14 protein-coding genes are annotated in these 17,466 nt (G+C 46.1%); 7 read left to right on the top strand and 7 right to left on the bottom strand.

All coding sequences use genetic code 11. The features are described 5' to 3' along the window. Positions 1–57 precede the first annotated feature (57 nt). Positions 58–1,392, top strand: a complete 1,335-nt coding sequence (gene argJ / locus H6G17_RS00410) for a bifunctional ornithine acetyltransferase/N-acetylglutamate synthase (protein WP_192153401.1) — start codon at positions 58–60, stop codon at positions 1,390–1,392. 34 nt (positions 1,393–1,426) lie between these two features. Here the strand turns inward: argJ and H6G17_RS00405 are convergent, their stop codons facing one another. Then, complete coding sequence (locus H6G17_RS00405; protein ID WP_192153400.1) at positions 1,427–2,518, bottom strand: response regulator; 1,092 nt, start codon at positions 2,516–2,518, stop codon at positions 1,427–1,429. Between the two features lie 135 nt (positions 2,519–2,653). Beyond that, positions 2,654–6,028 carry a PAS domain S-box protein gene (locus H6G17_RS00400; RefSeq protein ID WP_192153399.1) on the bottom strand — a complete coding sequence of 1,125 codons (3,375 nt, stop codon included), beginning with the start codon at positions 6,026–6,028 and terminating at the stop codon, positions 2,654–2,656. Positions 6,029–6,322: 294 nt separating this feature from the next. On the opposite strand from H6G17_RS00400, the gene murJ reads away from it, so the two are divergent. Further along, positions 6,323–7,924: a murein biosynthesis integral membrane protein MurJ gene (murJ, locus tag H6G17_RS00395; protein WP_192153398.1), complete on the top strand. Its 1,602-nt coding sequence runs from the start codon at positions 6,323–6,325 to the stop codon at positions 7,922–7,924. 34 nt (positions 7,925–7,958) lie between these two features. Here murJ and H6G17_RS00390 read toward each other — a convergent pair whose 3' ends face one another. After that, positions 7,959–8,267 carry a DUF3181 family protein gene (locus H6G17_RS00390; RefSeq protein ID WP_192153397.1) on the bottom strand — a complete coding sequence of 103 codons (309 nt, stop codon included), beginning with the start codon at positions 8,265–8,267 and terminating at the stop codon, positions 7,959–7,961. 154 nt (positions 8,268–8,421) lie between these two features. After that, positions 8,422–8,694, bottom strand: a complete 273-nt coding sequence (locus H6G17_RS00385) for a 2TM domain-containing protein (protein ID WP_192153396.1) — start codon at positions 8,692–8,694, stop codon at positions 8,422–8,424. A gap of 225 nt (positions 8,695–8,919) precedes the next feature. On the opposite strand from H6G17_RS00385, the gene H6G17_RS00380 reads away from it, so the two are divergent. Continuing rightward, positions 8,920–10,545: a response regulator gene (locus H6G17_RS00380; RefSeq protein WP_192153395.1), complete on the top strand. Its 1,626-nt coding sequence runs from the start codon at positions 8,920–8,922 to the stop codon at positions 10,543–10,545. Between the two features lie 209 nt (positions 10,546–10,754). Beyond that, positions 10,755–12,305 carry a response regulator gene (locus H6G17_RS00375; RefSeq protein ID WP_192153394.1) on the top strand — a complete coding sequence of 517 codons (1,551 nt, stop codon included), beginning with the start codon at positions 10,755–10,757 and terminating at the stop codon, positions 12,303–12,305. A 27-nt stretch (positions 12,306–12,332) separates the two neighbouring features. Here H6G17_RS00375 and H6G17_RS00370 read toward each other — a convergent pair whose 3' ends face one another. After that, positions 12,333–12,572, bottom strand: a complete 240-nt coding sequence (locus H6G17_RS00370) for a hypothetical protein (RefSeq protein WP_192153393.1) — start codon at positions 12,570–12,572, stop codon at positions 12,333–12,335. A gap of 205 nt (positions 12,573–12,777) precedes the next feature. Beyond that, the gene (gene rpe / locus H6G17_RS00365) at positions 12,778–13,485 is read right to left on the bottom strand and encodes a ribulose-phosphate 3-epimerase (RefSeq protein WP_192153580.1); all 708 of its coding nucleotides are present in this window, start codon (positions 13,483–13,485) and stop codon (positions 12,778–12,780) included. A gap of 138 nt (positions 13,486–13,623) precedes the next feature. On the opposite strand from rpe, the gene H6G17_RS00360 reads away from it, so the two are divergent. From H6G17_RS00360 to H6G17_RS00350, 3 genes are all read left to right on the top strand, one after another. Continuing rightward, entirely contained in the window at positions 13,624–13,773 is a 150-nt protein-coding gene (locus tag H6G17_RS00360; protein ID WP_192153392.1) for a hypothetical protein, read from the top strand. Beyond that, positions 13,758–14,654, top strand: a complete 897-nt coding sequence (gene hslO, locus H6G17_RS00355; RefSeq protein ID WP_192153391.1) for an Hsp33 family molecular chaperone HslO — start codon at positions 13,758–13,760, stop codon at positions 14,652–14,654. Before H6G17_RS00360 ends, hslO begins: the two co-directional genes overlap by 16 nt. 157 nt (positions 14,655–14,811) lie before the next feature. Further along, positions 14,812–16,953, top strand: a complete 2,142-nt coding sequence (locus H6G17_RS00350) for a chromosome segregation ATPase (RefSeq protein WP_242038170.1) — start codon at positions 14,812–14,814, stop codon at positions 16,951–16,953. A 124-nt stretch (positions 16,954–17,077) separates the two neighbouring features. On the opposite strand, the gene H6G17_RS00345 is transcribed toward H6G17_RS00350, so the two are convergent. Next, positions 17,078–17,323 (bottom strand): hypothetical protein, encoded by a 246-nt coding sequence (locus H6G17_RS00345; RefSeq protein WP_192153578.1) that lies wholly within the window; start codon positions 17,321–17,323, stop codon positions 17,078–17,080. Positions 17,324–17,466 lie beyond the last annotated feature (143 nt).

The raw sequence follows: 17,466 nt of genomic DNA, 5'->3' as shown, positions 1-17,466 counted from the left end.
ACCCCTCACTCCTCGCCCTTCTGATATAATCGCAGGCTATGCGTTGGGAGAGAGAACATGGCATGGCATGAGATCGGCGGTGGAATTACTGCACCAAGGGGTTACAAAGCGGCAGGCATTAGAGCGGGGTTGAAGCCTTCAGGACTACCAGATTTAGCCCTAATTTTGTCAGATGTAGAAGCGATCGCCGCAGGTGTTTTTACAACATCTCAAGTCCGTGCTGCTTGTGTCGATTACTGCAAGCAAAGATTACAAGACAAACCCAGCGCTCGTGCGATTCTTTGCAATGCAGGGCAAGCTAATGCTGCAACGGGTTCTCAGGGCTGGTTGGATGCCCTAGAGTGCGCGATGGCACTAGGGCAAGCTTTAAGTATTCCTTCAGAATCGGTGTTGCTTGCCTCTACTGGGGTAATTGGCAAAAGAATTTTGATGGACAAGATGCACACAGGCATTCCTCAACTGGTTGCAGAGGCTTCCGAAACAGGTGGAGATGCGGCAGCACAAGCGATCGTCACTACAGATTTGGTGACAAAATCTATTGCTTTAGAAACAACAATGGGCGATCGCCCCGTGCGGATTGGTGGAATTGCCAAGGGTTCGGGCATGATCCACCCCAACATGGCAACGATGTTAGCTTTTGTCACCTGCGATGCGGCTGTCTCTCCCGCATTATGGCAACATATGTTGAGTCGAGCAGCCGATAAAAGTTTTAACCAAATCACCGTTGATGGCGATACCAGTACTAACGATTGTTTAATTGCTTTAGCCAACGGACAATCGCGCACCCCAGCAATTACCGAAATGGGTGCAGAGGCAGAAAAATTAGAAGCCATGCTTACAGCCGTGTGCCAGCATTTAGCCAAAGCGATCGCCCGCGACGGTGAAGGAGCAACTTGTTTAATTGAAGTGCAAGTATCAGGGGCAACCGACGAAAAAGCCGCGCGTCAGGTAGCAAAAACCATCGCTGGTTCTTCTCTAGTTAAATCAGCCATTTTCGGACGCGATCCCAACTGGGGTAGAATTGCAGCTGCGGCGGGACGTGCGGGAGTACCTTTCGAGCAGGAAAATCTCAGAATCCAATTAGGAGATTTTCTCTTAATGGAAAATGGTCAACCTCTAGACTTCGATCGCGCTGCTGCTAGTGCATACTTAAAGCAAAAAGCAGCACAAAAGTCTCAAGTAGAAACCGTTAGTACTGCCCAGAGCAACGAATTATTAGCGGTTAAAGATGGAGAACCAAAAGCTTTCGAGCGTCAAAGCGGAGGCGATCGCTTCCAAGACGAAACCGTTTTAATTGCCGTCAGCATTGGCAGTGGTTTCGGTTCTGGCGTAGCCTGGGGCTGCGATCTCAGCTACGACTACGTGAAGATTAATGCTGAATATACGACATGAAGATGCAGAGACGTTGCGTGCAACGTCTCTACATCTAACGTTGCAACAACACGCTGACAGTCGTTTTCAATTCTGTCCCGCCACTTTCAATAAATAATTTACCTCCATGTAATTCTGTGATGCGTTTTGCCAAGATTAAACCTAAGCCTAAGCCTTGTTGATCGTAGAATTTGCGCTCGAATTGCATATAACCGCCAATACTAGCAATTTGTTCGTTAGACATAGCGCGTCCGTAGTTAGTAATACTAATTTTAAATCCATCTTTTTCAGTGGCAGCTTTGACATGAATAGATGTGCCAGTTTCGGAGAATTTGAAAGCATTATCGATAATTTCTTCGATCGCTTTCTTCAAGTCCCGCTTAGCAATTTTGACGTTAGAATTAGCAACTTGTAAAATTAAATCTGCTTCTCGTTGATATTGTTTTGCCTTTTGAATTGCTATGGCAAAGATAATATCGCTAGGGTTGAGGGTTTGACAACTGCGTAAAGCTTGTAGTTCTTCAGGATTAGTTGCTAATAGTTCAATTTGAGCGTACATAATAAAATTCTCAATCATTCTTTGCAAGCGTTGAGAAGAATTATGTAAATTTTGGGCTGTTTCTAACAGTTCTTGAGGTTTAATTGTATCGTAACTTTCAACTAAGACTTTAGAAAAAGCTAGGACTTCACTTAAAGGTAACAATAGTTCTTGCGGTAGAGCATCGGTAATACTTCTGCGTAACTCGGCTAGCTTTTTTTCTGACTGTTGAGCAACAAACGCTTGCTTTTGCAATCTCGCCGCGATCGCCCCCAATAGTTCCGTGCGCGTAAATGGTTTGCTGATGTAGTCGTCTGCCCCCATTTCCATGCCTTGGCGCACGTCTAATTTATCAGCTTTAGCCGTTAAAAAAATAAATGGAGTTGATGCTGTGAGCGGATTTTGGCGCACCATTGTTAGTACTCCGTAGCCATCCATTTCTGGCATCATCACATCGCAAATAATCAGATCTGGCTTATGCGCTAATGCCATCTGATAGCCTTTCAACCCATTTTCTGCATCAAGAGTATCAAATCCTTCTGCTTCCAAACGGGCGAGTATATTCTCTCTTACTGATAATTCATCTTCAATCACTAAAATTCGGCTCATGTCGCTCTTTCCTAATTAATTTAGAGTTAAAAACTGTGTTTTAATGAGGTATTCAAGAATTAGCATTCAGAACTCAATCGTCAAAATGAAATACCTCGTACGCTCATGTCTTGATAAATGAATTTTTCGTGACTCCTAACTTTTTTCATAAGGAAGAGAAACTATAAAAGTCGTTCCGATTCCAACTTCACTTTCAACAGTAATATTGCCGCAGTGCAAATCGACTGCTCTTTTGACAATAGCTAAACCCAAACCCGTACCGGAGATCGTGCCGACATTGCTAGCCCGATAGAAGGACTGAAACAACTGTTCTCGGTCGATCTTAGGAATTCCAATACCTCGATCCTGCACTTGAAAGACAACTTTTTTTGCATCAACATTCAGATTGAAGCTGACGATACTGCTAGTAGGAGAATATTTAATTGCATTTGATAATAAATTAATTAAAATATGACGCAATAACTTTTCATCCAACGCTACCTCGCTAGATTCACATTGAGAATTCAAGTGAATTGTGTGGCTGTCAGCAATCATTTGCATCTCCTCTACTAGCTCGCGGCAGAACTGGACGATATCCAGTTCGATTGGGTTACACTCTAGTTTGCCCGCTTCGGCTTTCCCAATTAACAAAACATCATCCAAAAGTTGATTCATGTGCTTGACGGTGGTGACAATGCGTCGTAAGTGCAGAAGTTTCTTTTCTTCCGCCCATTGAGAGCCGAAATCTTCCATCAATTCGGCTGAAGACAAGATAGTGGTTAATGGCGTGCGGAATTCATGAGAAGTCATGGTGACAAAGCGAGACTTGAGTTCGCTAAGTTCTTTTTCTTTAGCCAGCGTGTGCTGCATTTCTGCTTCAGTTCGCTTGCGATCGGTAATGTTGCGGACGATCGCCATCACTTCATTTTCTGCGCTCACCACAATTCGCGCTTCGTAATCGCGCAATTCATCTTCGGTGTAAAGTTGGTATTCAAAGATTTGCAATTCTCCTGTAGCTAAGGCTTGCTGAATGTAATACATCGTTGGCTGAGCGATTTCTGGTGGCAGTACTTCATCAATTCGTCTGCCTAAAAACTGGTTTGGCGGAACAATTAACTCTTCTGCTTTAGAAACTTTGTAGTTGACAAAAATTCCATCACCGCTCATGCGAAACATTAAATCGGGAATCGCATTGATCAGAGCGCGGTTAGTAGCAAGGCTAGAACGGAGAGCCTCTTCTGCTCGCTTGCGCTCGGTAATATCGGTAGAGATACCTCCAACAGCGTAGGGTTCGCCAGCAGCATTGAATAGGGGAAACTTAACTGAAAGGTAAGTATGCAAACCGTCATCGTGGGGGAGTACCTCTTCCCAATCCAATGCCGATTTTGTCTCTAGCACCTGGCGATCGTTGGTTCGCAGCACCTCAGCAATTTCTGGCGGGAAGATCTCGTAGTCAGTTTTGCCAATTGCCTCAGTTCGATCTAAATGGAACAGAATCCCGTACCAAGAATTGATCGTGAGATATTTACCTTCTAAATCTTTGACGTAAATTAATGCCGTAGAGTTATCTAAAATTGCTTGTAACCGCTCCTCGCTCTGCCGCAGTGCCTCTTGTACTTGCTGGCGTTCTGTCACATCGTGGGCAACGATGCAAAAAACTTCTTTGCCACCATAAAAAATTGAATTGAGATGAACTTCTGCATAAGCCACGCTGCCATTGCTGCGGTGATGTGGCACTTCTCCTAAAAATAGATTTTTTCCCCTCAGCGCGCGCTGGGCATTGCGATCGATTGTCAGGCGATCGCCAGCGAAAATATCGTATAGCGTCAGTTGTAAAAGCTGCTCGGGAGAATAACCTAGGAAACGCGCAAAAGCATCATTTGCTTCCAAAATACGTTTTGTCTCGATATCGACGAGACAAATTCCTTCAGCAGTTTGCTTGACTACAGCACGATACCGAGATTCGCTCTCATGCAGTCCCTCCTGCGCTCGCTTGCGTTGCATTAATCCACCTAGCTGGGTAGCCACAGTTGAGACAATCTCGACTTGATGCTTGTCTTCAGCGCAAGATTCGGACATGAAAAAGGCGATGACAGCCAGTACTTCCGATTTGTCCGCAGCGCGATCGGCGACAATGGGAATGGCTAAACTTGCTTTGAGACCAGCAGCCCGTGCTAAATGGCTGCGGACGATCGCCATCTCGGTCTCGTCCTCTAGACTCGGAACCCAATGCGGTTGCTGAGAACGCCAAACATGACCGATCGAACCAACTCCAGGGGAGAATTTAAATTTCTTGCTCGAACTACGGAAGCTTGTGACGTTGTAATGCTTGCCATACCAAGCAGGGCTGCTCTGAAGGATATCGTTTTCCGCACTGGGTATCCACGCCTCACCATAACTCCAACCCGTAAATTCGCAGATCTGACGCAGTGCCACTCCCAGAGCAGCATGGAAGTTTTGAGCGTCTCCGATCGCCTGAGCGATTTTTTGTAACAGCCGGACTTCTGCCTCAGCGCGGTGACGTTCTGCCATTTCACTGTGAAGTTGCTGGTTGATGTTGACCAGTTCGGCAGTACGATCGGCAACTTTGGTTTCTAACTGACAGTAAGCATCATGCAGAGCTAATTCCGCAGCTTTGCGATCGCTAATATTACGAAAAATTCCGCGAGTCGCCGTTGGTTGAGACTCGACAAATTGACAGTTGATGCTACCTTCTACCCAAATTTTTTCGCATTGCTTGGTGACAAAAATTGTTTCAACTTGCGCGAATTTTTCGCCAGCCATGATGCGCCCAAAGACTTCGAGGCAGTGACACAAGCTATCGGGATGAATAATGTCGTAAATTTTTAGCTCGGCAAGCTCTGCTTCACTATAGCCAAGAGTTTCTTTCCAGGCGCGGTTGACATAGATAAATCTGCCATCTGGCGTGACCGATTGAATCAAATCGCTAGCATTTTCAAATAAATCTCGATAACGTTCTTGGCTCTGTCGCAGGGCAAATTCAGTTTGCCACTGCTGTTGATGTGCCTGCTGTAAATCGATGAAATTCCGTCTTAGCTCCAACTGTGTCATGACCTGACGCGCCAGAATTTCCAAAGCCTCCAATTGTTGGGGACTCAACTCACGAGGTACGTAGTCGATCGCGCAGAGAGTTCCCAAAGCAAAATTGTCCGATGTCACCAGCGGCGCACCCGCATAAAACCGAATTTTGGGTTCTCCAGTTACCAGGGGGTTGTCGGCAAAACGCTCATCTTGGTAAGCATCAGGCACGATCAGTAAGTGGCGTTCGGCAATTGCCCGATCGCAAAAGGCAACATGACGAGGAGTTTCTGGAATAGTTAAACCAACTTGAGACTTAAACCATTGGCGATCGGCATCGACCAAACTAATGAGTGCTGTAGGAGTCTGGCAAATTTGGGCAGCCAAACGAGTGAGATCGTCAAACGCCTGCTCTGGTGAAGTATCCAGAATATCGTATCTCTGTAGGGCATGAAGTCTATCTATTTCGTTGCTAGGCAGTGGATCTTTCACCGTCATCTTCCTACTATGATTTAGCGATCGCCTTTATCAGTTACCAGTTACCAGTTACCAGTTACCAGTTAATTCCGAATTCCCCAAAAGCTATTCTTAACAGTTAGTATTCCCAAGTTTTTGGATTGACTTACATTTTTACTGCTAGCAATGTGAAAGATCGAGAATTCTGGGTTTAAATGTTATTTGGCAAGCGAGTAGTAGTGCGTGGAAAGACAATGCTTCCGTTTGTTTCCCTGCACACAAAGCTCCCCTGCTCCCCTGCACACAAAGCTCCCCTGCTCCCTATTTTTTGTGTCTAATCAACAGAAATCTCGAACTTTAGCTGGAATTGCGGGGATTGTGGCGATCGCAACCCTGCTGAGTAAATTAGTTGCCTTGTTCCGCCAACAGGCAATCGCGGCGGCTTTCGGTACGGGTATAGCTGCTAATGCCTACAACTATGCCTATATCATTCCTAGTTTCTTTTTAATCTTGCTGGGAGGTGTGAATGGTCCGATCCACACCACGATTGTCAGCATCCTAGAAAAGCGTAGCAAACAGGAAGCCGCTCCCCTAGTGGAAAGCATCACGACTCTAGTTAGCGGAGTGTTGTTGCTCGTATCCATCGCCCTGTTCTTGTCGGCGGATGGATTAATTTATTTGGTGGGTCCGCAATTGAGCCAGACAGCCCACGCGCTCGCCGCCGAGCAATTGCGAATTATGTCGCCGATGATTTTACTATCGGGATTAATTGGAATTGGTTTCGGCACGCTCAATACTGCTAATCAATACTGGTTGCTGTCCCTTAGTCCCGTACTTTCTAGCATCACGATTATTTTGGGGCTGGGAATCTTATATTTATCCGTGGGAAGCCAAATAATTTCTCCTGCTTATGTGGCAATTGGAGGGCAAGTTTTAGCCTGGGGAACGCTAGCAGGGGCTTTGCTTCAGTGGATCGTACAACTAATCGTGCAGTGGCGGTTACGACTCGGTACGCTGCGCCTGCGGTTCGATTTTCGCTCTCCTGGCGTGCAGCAAGCAGTTAAGTTAATGGTTCCGGCTGTTTTTGCTTCTGGGATGCTACAAATTAATCTCATCACCGATTATTTCTTTGCTTCCGGCATTCCTGGGGCGGCTGCTGCTTTCAACTACGCTAACTTGATCGTTCAGACTCCCCTGGGCATCATTTCCAATGTCATTCTGCTCCCCTTATTTACAATTCTCTCTCGGCTTGCCGATCCGTTGGAGTGGCACAATCTGAAATCGCGGCTGCGGCAGGGATTGATTCTAACGGCTCTGACGATGCTACCTTTAGGCGCTTTGTTTGCGGCTCTAGCGATGCCAATTGTTCGCATTGTTTACGAACGCGGAGCCTTTCAACAAGATGATTCGCAACTTGTAGCTTCAATTTTAGTTGCCTACGGCATTGGTATGTTTGTCTACTTAAGTCGCGATGTCTTGGTACGAGTATTTTATGCTTTGGGAGATGGAGAAACACCCTTCCGCGTCGCTTTGTGGAATATCTCTCTCAACGCCTTCCTAGATTTTATTCTCGTCAAACCTTTTGGCGCGCCTGGAATTACACTAGCAACAGTAGGAGTGAATACTGTCTCAACAGTAATATTTTTGGTTATACTACATCGAAAACTCCACGGTTTACCATTGCGGCAATGGAGTTTACCCATTTTAGGTTTAATTGCCAGTGGTTTTACCGCAGGAGTCACTAGCTGGGGGACTCTTTGGAGTTTGCAATATTTCTTCGGTAGTCAGGGATTAGTTCTACTACTGCTGCAAACGATCGCTTCTGGGTTAGTAGGCATGGGCATCTTTGCCCTCCTTGCCACCCGGATGAAATTGCCAGAAATCGATTTATTAGTTTCTCGGTTGACGAAAAGGGGAGCCGGGAGTCAGTAGTACCAACCATTAACTACCAACTACCAATTACCAATTACATTTCATCTTGATACTTCTCCAAAATCTCCATCAAGTCAGTTTGACCTCGGGCTGGTATCAAGTCAATTAGGGGGATTTCTTTTTTCCCACCCCCAAGTTTAACGGGAATATTTTGTAAAACTTGCTGGACTCGATCTTCTGAGAGCGATCGCGCCGTCAAAATGGGATAGAGTTGTTCGGCAAGCAGGGTATGAAGTTTGGCATCGGCAAGATAAAGATGCCATTTGGCAATATCTATATACACGTTTTCGCCGATTTCAGCTGCGATCGCTTCAATAACTTCTGAAGTACTTTGTTTAGCCATAAAACTGAACTTCCTTCTATTTGAAAAGGGTAATGGATAAGTCGCAAGTCAAAAACTCGTTGCAAGAAAGCCTCTTTGCCTCACTCACCAATTACCCATTACCCATTACCACTCTTCACTAATAGCTGATAACTGACAACTGATAACTGGCTCTCTAGGTAGATTTGGGCGGTGTATCTGGCGCAGTTGACTCAGAATAGTTGGCGATCGCGGCAATGTAAATTAAATGTCCTAATAATACAGTTGCCCATCCCCCTGTTAACCAAGGCAACCACTCCCAAGCTGTGGTTTTGAGAATGTGGACGAACCACAGACCGGAATTCATGGCAGCGAAAATCGCTACGTGGGTAGCAAAATTCATGCGATCGTCTAAACGTCGATAGGCAGGATCGCGGCGGTCTGGTTTACGGGGCCAACGAGGAGGCATGTGTTTGCTGTTCACCGATTGAGTTGTTTATATTTTATCGACTTCTTGCTGCGGATAGTAAGTATCGATGCCAAACTGGGCAAACTAAACCTGAAGTACGAAACTCTCTCAAAATCAAATTTAAGTTTTATGGAGACAGTCATTTCTACAAAAATGCTCGTTTGCCGCTATTGACAATGAGCCAAATAAGAATTTATTGAATTTAGACAATTTAAGGTATGACCTATGAAAAAGATCTTAGTTATAGAAGACGAGCGTTTGGTTAGAGATAACATCCTAGACTGTTTGGAAGATGGAGGTTATGAGGTTGTCGGAGTTGATAACGGTCAAGTTGGTCTAGACTGGGCAAGCGAACACAAACCCGATCTGATTTTGTGCGACGTGATGCTGCCAGAGTTAGATGGATACGAAGTATTGCGATCGCTCCGTCAAGAACCAACCACAGCACTGCTGCCGTTTGTTTTTCTCTCTGCCAAGGTGGAAAAAGCGGAGATTCGTCATGGCATGAACTTAGGAGCCGACGATTACATTACAAAACCCTTCACTCCTGACGAACTATTAGATACAGTGGCGGCGCGGCTGAAAAGACGGGATGCGATCGTCCAATATGCAGAACTTTTGCAGGCTTCTCTATTCAATAGCGATCGCATTTCGCTCGCACCTCAACCCATAATTAATGCTCCTTCCACGCCTGCACCAGCTCAATATCAAGACTTCAACGCATTTGCTCAGGAACTAGCAGCACTCCAATCGGCTCAATTTACGGGCAAATTAAATGTTAGAAGCGCCACGGCTCAGTCTTGGGACTTTTACTTGCATCAGGGGCGCTTGTTGTACGCTACAGGAGGGATGCATTTAGCGCGGCGCTGGCAGCGACACGTCTCGACTTACTGCCCCCAAATTCAACTGACTCAATTAAACTTACCAGCAGAGCTTTTTACTCGACCTGCTTGGGAATATCAATTACTCGGCTTGTTACTGAAACAACAACAGATCGGTCGCGAACACATTGCCCCAATAGTGCGCGATTGTGTTGTGGAAGTCCTATTTGACATGATGCAGGCAGGGCAAGTCAATTATCAAAAATCAGAACAAGCCTTGCCTTTACAACTTCTTGCTTTAGAGTGGGAGCAAGTCTTCACACCAGCCCAAAAACTATGGCAAGCTTGGCAATCTAGCAATCTAACTTCGCTTCTACCCAACTATGCCCCCCTAGTCAAACAGCCAGAAGCTTTACAACAACAAACTTCACCAGCTGTCTACCGTCAACTGACAGCAGTACTCGATGGCAAGCGATCGCTGCGCGAACTGGCAGTATTGATGAAGCGTCAAGCTGCCGAAGTTGCTGTGTCTCTCTTACCCTACTTCCAATCCAAGATTGTCGAACTCGTCCAACTCCCTGACCTACCACTACCGCACGCAGCCACCGCACAACCTGCAACACCACCGACATCAGCTGCACCTGCCACATCAACAGCAGCCAAATCGCTACTGATTGCTTGTATCGATGACAGCCCTCTCGTCTGTCAAACTATGGATCAAATGCTGTCCAACGCAGGCTATCAGGTGTTGACAATTCAAGATCCCCTACGAGCAATCTCAACTTTATTGACGCGCAAGCCAGATTTAATTTTCTTAGATCTGGTTATGCCCAACTTGAACGGCTATGAAATTAGCTCGCGACTGCGTAAAATTGCAGCTTTCCGCGATACACCGATTGTCATTCTTAGTGGTAATGCGATCGATCGCGCCCAAGCACAAGCAGCAGGAGTCTCGGATTACCTAGAAAAACCCGTACAAACAGAAAAGTTATTGCAAATGATTGGCAAACATATTCCTGTAGGGAGCTGAAGAGAAAAGTCGTAAGTCGGGAGTTGGAGACAAGGGAGAGGGGGGAGACAAGGGAGAGGGGGGAGACAAGGGAGACAAGGGAGAAAACGACCAACTACCAACTATCAACTACCAATTCCCCACACCCTACACCCCATAACTTGTTCGCTGATAACTGATAACTGATAACTGATAACTGAGACTGGCATGAGATCCGCAGGTAGAGCGAAATGACAAAGATTCTGGTCATCGAAGACGAGCAGGCAGTTAGAGAAAATATTACCGAGCTATTAGCAACAGAGGGATACGAAATCGTTGCAGCAGAGAACGGTCACGTTGGTATTACCTGGGCTTGGGAACATAAACCCGATCTGATTTTGTGCGATGTGATGATGCCAGAATTAGATGGCTATGAAGTGTTGAAGTTGCTGCGCGAAGAACCAACTACAGCGCTGATGCCTTTCATTTTTCTCTCAGCCAAAGCAGATAAAACTCATTTGCGCCAAGGGATGGAATTAGGTGCTGATGATTACCTAACTAAACCGTTCTCAAAAAAAGATTTATTAGGGGCGATCGCCGCGCGGTTAAAAAAGCAAACAGCGTTACGCCAACCGGAACCATCCCACGACGAATATCATGGCGATCGCGACGATGTAAATATTTTTGTTGCTGAGTTTCTTTCGCTCAAGTCAGCTCAAGTGACTGGCAGACTATCTGTCACCTGTACTTCAGGAGATGAGTGGATTTTTTATCTGTACTCCGGTCGAGTTTTATATGCCACTGGTGGGGTGCATCCCATCCGTAGATGGCAGAGACATATAGTCACGTACTGCCCGCAAATTTCACTCAAGCAGATGAAGTTACCAACCGAGCTTGCTGGCTCGGCATGGGAGTATCAGGTGTTGGGTTTGTGGCTCAAGCAACAACAGATTAGCTCTAAGCAGGTGACGCAGATTTTACGCAGTAGCATTACGGAAGTACTCTTTGACATTCTACAGACTGGACAAGTCGTCAAGTACCAAGTACAGGTCGGCAATCCTCTCGGATGGCAATTGTTATTGGTTGATGTCGAACAAGCCCTAGCGATAGCTTACCAACAGTTGCACAGCTGGCAGCACGCCAATTTGGAGCATATTTCTCCCAATAAAGCACCAACACTCAAACAGCCAGAATTACTGCAACAAAAAACCTCTGCTACAACTTACCGTCAATTGACTGCACTGCTGGATGGAAGGCGGACGCTACGCGATTTAGCCGTACTCATGAAGCGTCAAGTTTTAGAATTATCCTACACTTTATTACCCTACCTTCAGGACGATATGGTGGAACTGGCAGACATTCCCGATCTGCCTATGCCTGCGGCTGAAGAGATTGTATTAGAACCACCAGTGACACCGATAGCACTGAAACCGACGATCGCTTGTATTGATGATAGTCCATTAGTGTGCGAGGTGATGCGGAACATTATTACGGATGCAGGATATCAGTTTATAGACATTCAAGATCCTTTGCGGGCGCTCGCAATTTTGTTAAGTCAAAAACCAGACATGATCTTTTTAGATCTCATCATGCCAAAACTGAATGGTTATGAAATTTGCACGCGCATCCGTAGGATTAATGCGTTCCGCGACACGCCGATCGTCATTCTCAGCGGTAATTTGATCGATCGCGTGCGGGCGATGGTTGTGGGCGCATCTGATTGTCTGGACAAACCCGTGCAAGCTGATGCTGTAGTGAAATTGATTCACAAGCATCTATCCGCGTCAGAGCGATCGACCTAGCTCGACTTTTGCTAGAATTTTGACAATTTAGGGTGAAATAACTTCTGCAACTTCGTCTTCTGCTAAACTCCAATCTTCAAAATATTCGTAAACTTCAGACAAACTTTCCAAACCATCAACCGCGCTTTCCAAAGCTTGAAAATAAGCTGCTGTAGCTTCTGCGGATTCAGTCGAAGTATTCCAGCTCAAAATTTCATCAGTTTTGGTTTGCAGCTTGGTAATCAAATGAAGTTGTTGAATCAGGATTTGCTCTAATTGGTCATTCATAAATTCGATCTAACGCGAGCAGTGAATAGCAATTTCAATCTTACAAGTATGGAATTAATACAAAGTTAAGAATAGGCAATCCCGAATATATTACTGATTTAGATATAGCCGCTTTCAAAAAGTATATATAGTAGCAGGGGCGCACGCTGTACGCCCCTACGATTGAAATGTATTGCAATTCTAATGAGAAGAAATGCTATGTTTTCTAAACGGTTGCCAACTCAGGTGCGGGACGCTTGCTGTTACGAATGCCGGCGATCGCCTCAGCATAATCTTTAGCTTTAAATACTGCCGAACCAGCTACGATCGCATTTGCGCCTGCTTCTAGGACTTGCCAAGTGTTGCTGCCTTTCAATCCACCATCAACCTCAATCCAGGGATCTAAACCGCGATCGTCGCACATTTGGCGCAGTTTGCGGATTTTGGGTACGACAGATGGAATAAAGCTTTGACCACCAAAGCCTGGGTTAACGCTCATGATTAGAACTAAATCGCAAAGTTCTAGTACGTACTCGATCAGTTCTAATGGTGTAGAAGGATTAAGGACGACCCCTGCTTGTTTCCCTAATTCTCTAATTTGACCGAGCGTGCGATGGAGGTGAGGGGAAGCATTATGCTCGGCATGAACGGAGATAATATCGGCTCCTGCTTTGGCAAAATCTTCAACGTACTTCTCTGGCTCCACGATCATCAAGTGGACATCCAGAGGTTTTTGGGTTACTGGGCGAATTGCTTCGACAATCAGCGGACCAATAGTGATGTTAGGCACGAATCGACCGTCCATGACATCAACGTGAATCCAGTCAGCTCCAGCCTCATCAACTGCTTGAATCTCAGCTCCTAGACGGCTAAAATCCGCTGATAGTATGGATGGAGCAATAACAGTTTGCTTTTTGGATGGCGTTTGGGTCATGGTTGGAGATTCTCCTGCTTCCTCTGTTGTCAGCATTTTAACAAAATGTTTAGTTTTCCCCCAAGTGTTATCTGAATTCGGAATTCGGAATTCGGAATTCGGAATTCGGAATTGCGACCGGGAGTAGTAGGGTGGGTAATGCCTACTCTACTTGAATTTGAGGAACCCGCGATCGCCAACCAGGAAAGCCGTACTTCACCCCTCAGCCTTTTACCGTATCGCCAACATAGAATAAATAGAGTAGCTTTCGTAAAGAATTGTAAGGTTTTCTCATGGCAGATCGGTTAATTCGTGCCACAGCCGCCGATGGGGGAATTCGCGCTGTCGGCGTTATCACCACCAAGCTGACTGAAGAGGCAAGAAAACGGCATGAACTTTCCTACGTGGCGACGGCAGCGCTAGGACGTACTATGTCCGCTGGGTTGTTATTTGCTTCTAGCATGAAACGCCCTGATTCGCGAGTCAATATTCGGGTCAAAGGTAATGGTCCGTTAGAGGGGATTCTAGTCGATGCAGGTTTAGACGGTACTGTAAGAGGTTACGTCGGCAATCCCGCGATCGAACTACCACCAAACGATCGCGGTAAATTGGATGTTGGCGGTGCTGTGGGTTCAGAAGGGTATCTCTACGTCGTACGCGATGTTGGCTATGGCTATCCCTACTCCAGCACGGTAGAGCTAATCTCGGGAGAGATTGGCGACGACTTGTCTCACTACCTAGCTACGTCAGAACAAACACCGTCAGCGTTAGTATTAGGCGTATTCGTCGGCGCTACAGGAGTGACAGCAGCAGGAGGATTGCTGATTCAAGTTTTGCCCAAAGCAGCCCGTGATGAAGCTTTAGTACAAACATTAGAATCAAGAATTGCTCAGCTAGCAGGATTCACGCCCTTACTCCAAGCTGGAAAGACCTTACCGCAAATCTTCGAGCAACTGTTAGGAGATATGAATTTGGAGATTTTTCCAGAATCTCAGTTAGTGCGCTTTCACTGTGGTTGCTCTTTCGAGCGCGTTCTAGGAGCGCTGAAAATTCTAGGTGAGGCAGAATTACAAGACATGATCGCCAAGGATGACGGAGCCGAAGCCACATGTCACTTTTGCGGACAAGTTTACAAAGCCAGCAGCAATCAGTTAGAGCAGTTGATTTTGGATTTACGGGCAGAGTCTTAATCAGTTATCAGTGACTAGTGACCAGTGACTAATTATCAATTACCAGTGACCAGTGACCAACTACCAATGACAAATGACCAATGACCAATATAGGATGACAATGAATGTGCTTAGCAGGCAAAATCAAGCATAGTACTTAAGATATTGGGTGCAAGCAATGAGCGACCGGAGTATGCCAGAGGATTGGTCTGTGAGTCAGCCGCCAGCAAAGGGGGACAATGGCAATCAGCCTCATACCCAACATTCTGTAGACTCCGCTTCTCAATATCCAACGGATCGCGAGCTGTCTCAATACCTGTCCCAGCAAAGGCACAATTCAGAAGTCATGCCACAATCACCATCGAACTCATCACAATCTGGTAGCGTTTCCCCTTCATCAGCTACAGACGGTAAGTTGTGGTCTAGCATACCTCCATCGGGAGAGCCGCCTAGTGTCGGACGCAAGCGGTGGTGGAAACACTGGATGCTTTGGGCAGCTCTGGCAGCATTGGGAGCTAATGGAGTGGCGATTGTCGCCATGACGATGTTATTTAAGTTACCATCTGCACCTAATTGTCCGGCAATTTTTTGGCCTTTGGCTTCAGGGACGGTGCGGTTGCATTGCGCTCAAGTCGCAGCGGCGAAACGAACTGTACCAGATTTAATGGCAGCGATCGCCTTAGTAAAGCCTTTGCCACAAAATCATCCTTTAAGTCAAGAAATCGAACGGGGTTTAGCAGAGTGGTCGCAAGATTTACTCGCCTTAGCTGAGGAAAAGTTTCAAGCCGGACAGCTATCGGAGGCGATCGCGATCGCCTCTGATATTCCGTCAGATATCTCTACAGCTACCACCGTCCCAACGCAAATTGAAAAATGGAAATCGATTTGGGCGGAAGCAGAAAAAATTTATGCTGAAGCTGAGTCCCAGATCCCGAAAGAAAACTGGTATCGGGCTTCGATGGCAGCGGTACGTTTGCTCAATGTCGGTAACAACTATTGGGCAAATACAAAATACGAAGAATTAAAATATGCGATCGCCACCGCCAGAGAAGATGGCGGAAGATTGGGGAAAATTCAAAATTTGGTCAATCGAGGCAGAGCCGACGATTTTCTAGCTGCCATACAGCAGATTCAAGCAATTGAAGCAGGTAGCTATTTCTATCAGAAAGCTCAAGCATTGATTCCCGATATCGGGCGCAAAATGCTCGATTTAGCCCAGGAAACTTTAGATAAAAGAGATGTAGACAAAGCGGTTGAAATTGCTAATCAAATTCCTGCTGTTGCCAAATTAGAAACAGAAGTCCAAGATTTTACCGTCCTGGCTGAAGCACATCGGAGTGCTTTTGTCGGTACTGTTTCTAGCATAGAAGCGGCAATTGCCGAAGCGCAAAAAATTGGACTAGACCGACCGCTTTACTATAAAGCCCAAGATACGATCGCCCGTTGGCAACTAGAAATTGAAGACGTACAGCATCTAGCCAAAGCACGCAGCTTAGCTCAACCAGGGGCAGTTGCCGACTTAAACGCGGCGATCGCTGAAGCTTTGATGATTCCAGACTCGAATCCCCGCGCTGCTGAAGCCAAGCGAGAAATTGACGGCTGGCGGCGACGGATACAGACATTTGAAGACCAACCTTACCTTAACCGTGCTGACGAGTTAGTGGTTGAAGGCGATGTCGTCGCTTTACAAGCAGCAGTTGATGAAGCGAGTAAAATTGTTGAAGGACGGGCGCTTTATGGCGAAGCCCGTAAGCGAATTCGCAACTGGACGCGCCAGATCCAAACGATTGAAGACCAGCCATTCTTAGACCAAGCGCGAGACTTGGCAAATAACGGCAATCTACCAGCGGCGATCGCTGCTGCTGGGCAAATTGGTGCGGGACGGGCGCTACACGCTACAGCGCAGGCAGAAGTTAAGGAATGGCAAACTCAACTTCAGGCGGAACAAGATTGGCGCGAAGCACAGCAAGTTGCTTTGCAGAATACTCCAGATGCATTGGCACAAGCAATTCGGCTGGCGGATCGAGTTCCTAATAGCAATTCCTTACGATTGGATGTGAATCCAGCCATTAATGACTGGGGCGATCGCCTGTTGCGGTTGGCGCAAGACCAAGGGACGTACAACCCACAAGCAGGGATCGATATAGCCCGTAAAATTCCGCGCAGCAGCAGCGCCTACGGAGCCGCTCAAGCGCAGATAGGCGAGTGGCAGAGGATTTTGAACCCTCCTCCTCCCGAGCCGCTTCCCAGCCTCGATAATACCGCACCGAGTCCGACAAATTCCGAGCCTATTCCTAGTGCTAGTCCTGATGACAACTAGTCCTGACGATCGTAAAATTTAACGGTTTTGGTTAGCCATCATAATAAATAGCAGCAAAACGTTATTATCGCTCTTATGGATTGCCGACAAAACCAAATAATTTAGCCAAACCACCAAGAATAGCTCAAATCAAACCGACTAAAATTCCTCGATTGATAAAATCTTGGCTCTTAACTCGTTCATCTAGTCCATTTATTCTCTCACTCAGAGCTTTAATTTCTCCTTTGATTTCGGTTTGCCCTACTTTTAGATCGACAACATCTTTTTGTAGACCATCTAATTTCTGGTTAATATCTTTTTGTAAACTATCCAATCTCTGGTCAAGCTTAGCTAAAATTTCCTTTAAGTCTTGCTCTATTGTGACTGACATAGGCAAAATTCCTATTTGTGAGAAATTTAGTATAGATTCTTTTAGCATAGTTGCGATCGCATTTCCGCTGGAGCGGTAGCAGCGATTCCCTTCAATCAAGTTTTTTACCTTATAAGGTATAGTTTATACCCTGTAATATATAA

The sequence above is a fragment of the Chroococcidiopsis sp. [FACHB-1243] genome, assembly GCF_014696895.1.
GTDB lineage: Bacteria > Cyanobacteriota > Cyanobacteriia > Cyanobacteriales > Chroococcidiopsidaceae > Chroococcidiopsis.
The sequence above is the reverse complement of the archived record's forward strand: the minus strand, read 5'-3'. Positions and strand labels throughout refer to the sequence as shown.

What these genes read in the sequence shown, in the direction of transcription:
- argJ (WP_192153401.1), top strand. Translation starts at nt 58, where the DNA reads ATGGCATGGCATGAGATCGGCGGTGGAATTACTGCACCAAGGGGTTAC.
- H6G17_RS00405 (WP_192153400.1), bottom strand. Translation starts at nt 2,518, where the DNA reads ATGAGCCGAATTTTAGTGATTGAAGATGAATTATCAGTAAGAGAGAAT.
- H6G17_RS00390 (WP_192153397.1), bottom strand. Translation starts at nt 8,267, where the DNA reads ATGGCTAAACAAAGTACTTCAGAAGTTATTGAAGCGATCGCAGCTGAA.
- H6G17_RS00385 (WP_192153396.1), bottom strand. Translation starts at nt 8,694, where the DNA reads ATGCCTCCTCGTTGGCCCCGTAAACCAGACCGCCGCGATCCTGCCTAT.
- H6G17_RS00380 (WP_192153395.1), top strand. Translation starts at nt 8,920, where the DNA reads ATGAAAAAGATCTTAGTTATAGAAGACGAGCGTTTGGTTAGAGATAAC.
- H6G17_RS00375 (WP_192153394.1), top strand. Translation starts at nt 10,755, where the DNA reads ATGACAAAGATTCTGGTCATCGAAGACGAGCAGGCAGTTAGAGAAAAT.
- H6G17_RS00370 (WP_192153393.1), bottom strand. Translation starts at nt 12,572, where the DNA reads ATGAATGACCAATTAGAGCAAATCCTGATTCAACAACTTCATTTGATT.
- rpe (WP_192153580.1), bottom strand. Translation starts at nt 13,485, where the DNA reads ATGACCCAAACGCCATCCAAAAAGCAAACTGTTATTGCTCCATCCATA.
- H6G17_RS00360 (WP_192153392.1), top strand. Translation starts at nt 13,624, where the DNA reads ATGCCTACTCTACTTGAATTTGAGGAACCCGCGATCGCCAACCAGGAA.
- hslO (WP_192153391.1), top strand. Translation starts at nt 13,758, where the DNA reads ATGGCAGATCGGTTAATTCGTGCCACAGCCGCCGATGGGGGAATTCGC.
- H6G17_RS00350 (WP_242038170.1), top strand. Translation starts at nt 14,812, where the DNA reads ATGAGCGACCGGAGTATGCCAGAGGATTGGTCTGTGAGTCAGCCGCCA.
- H6G17_RS00345 (WP_192153578.1), bottom strand. Translation starts at nt 17,323, where the DNA reads ATGTCAGTCACAATAGAGCAAGACTTAAAGGAAATTTTAGCTAAGCTT.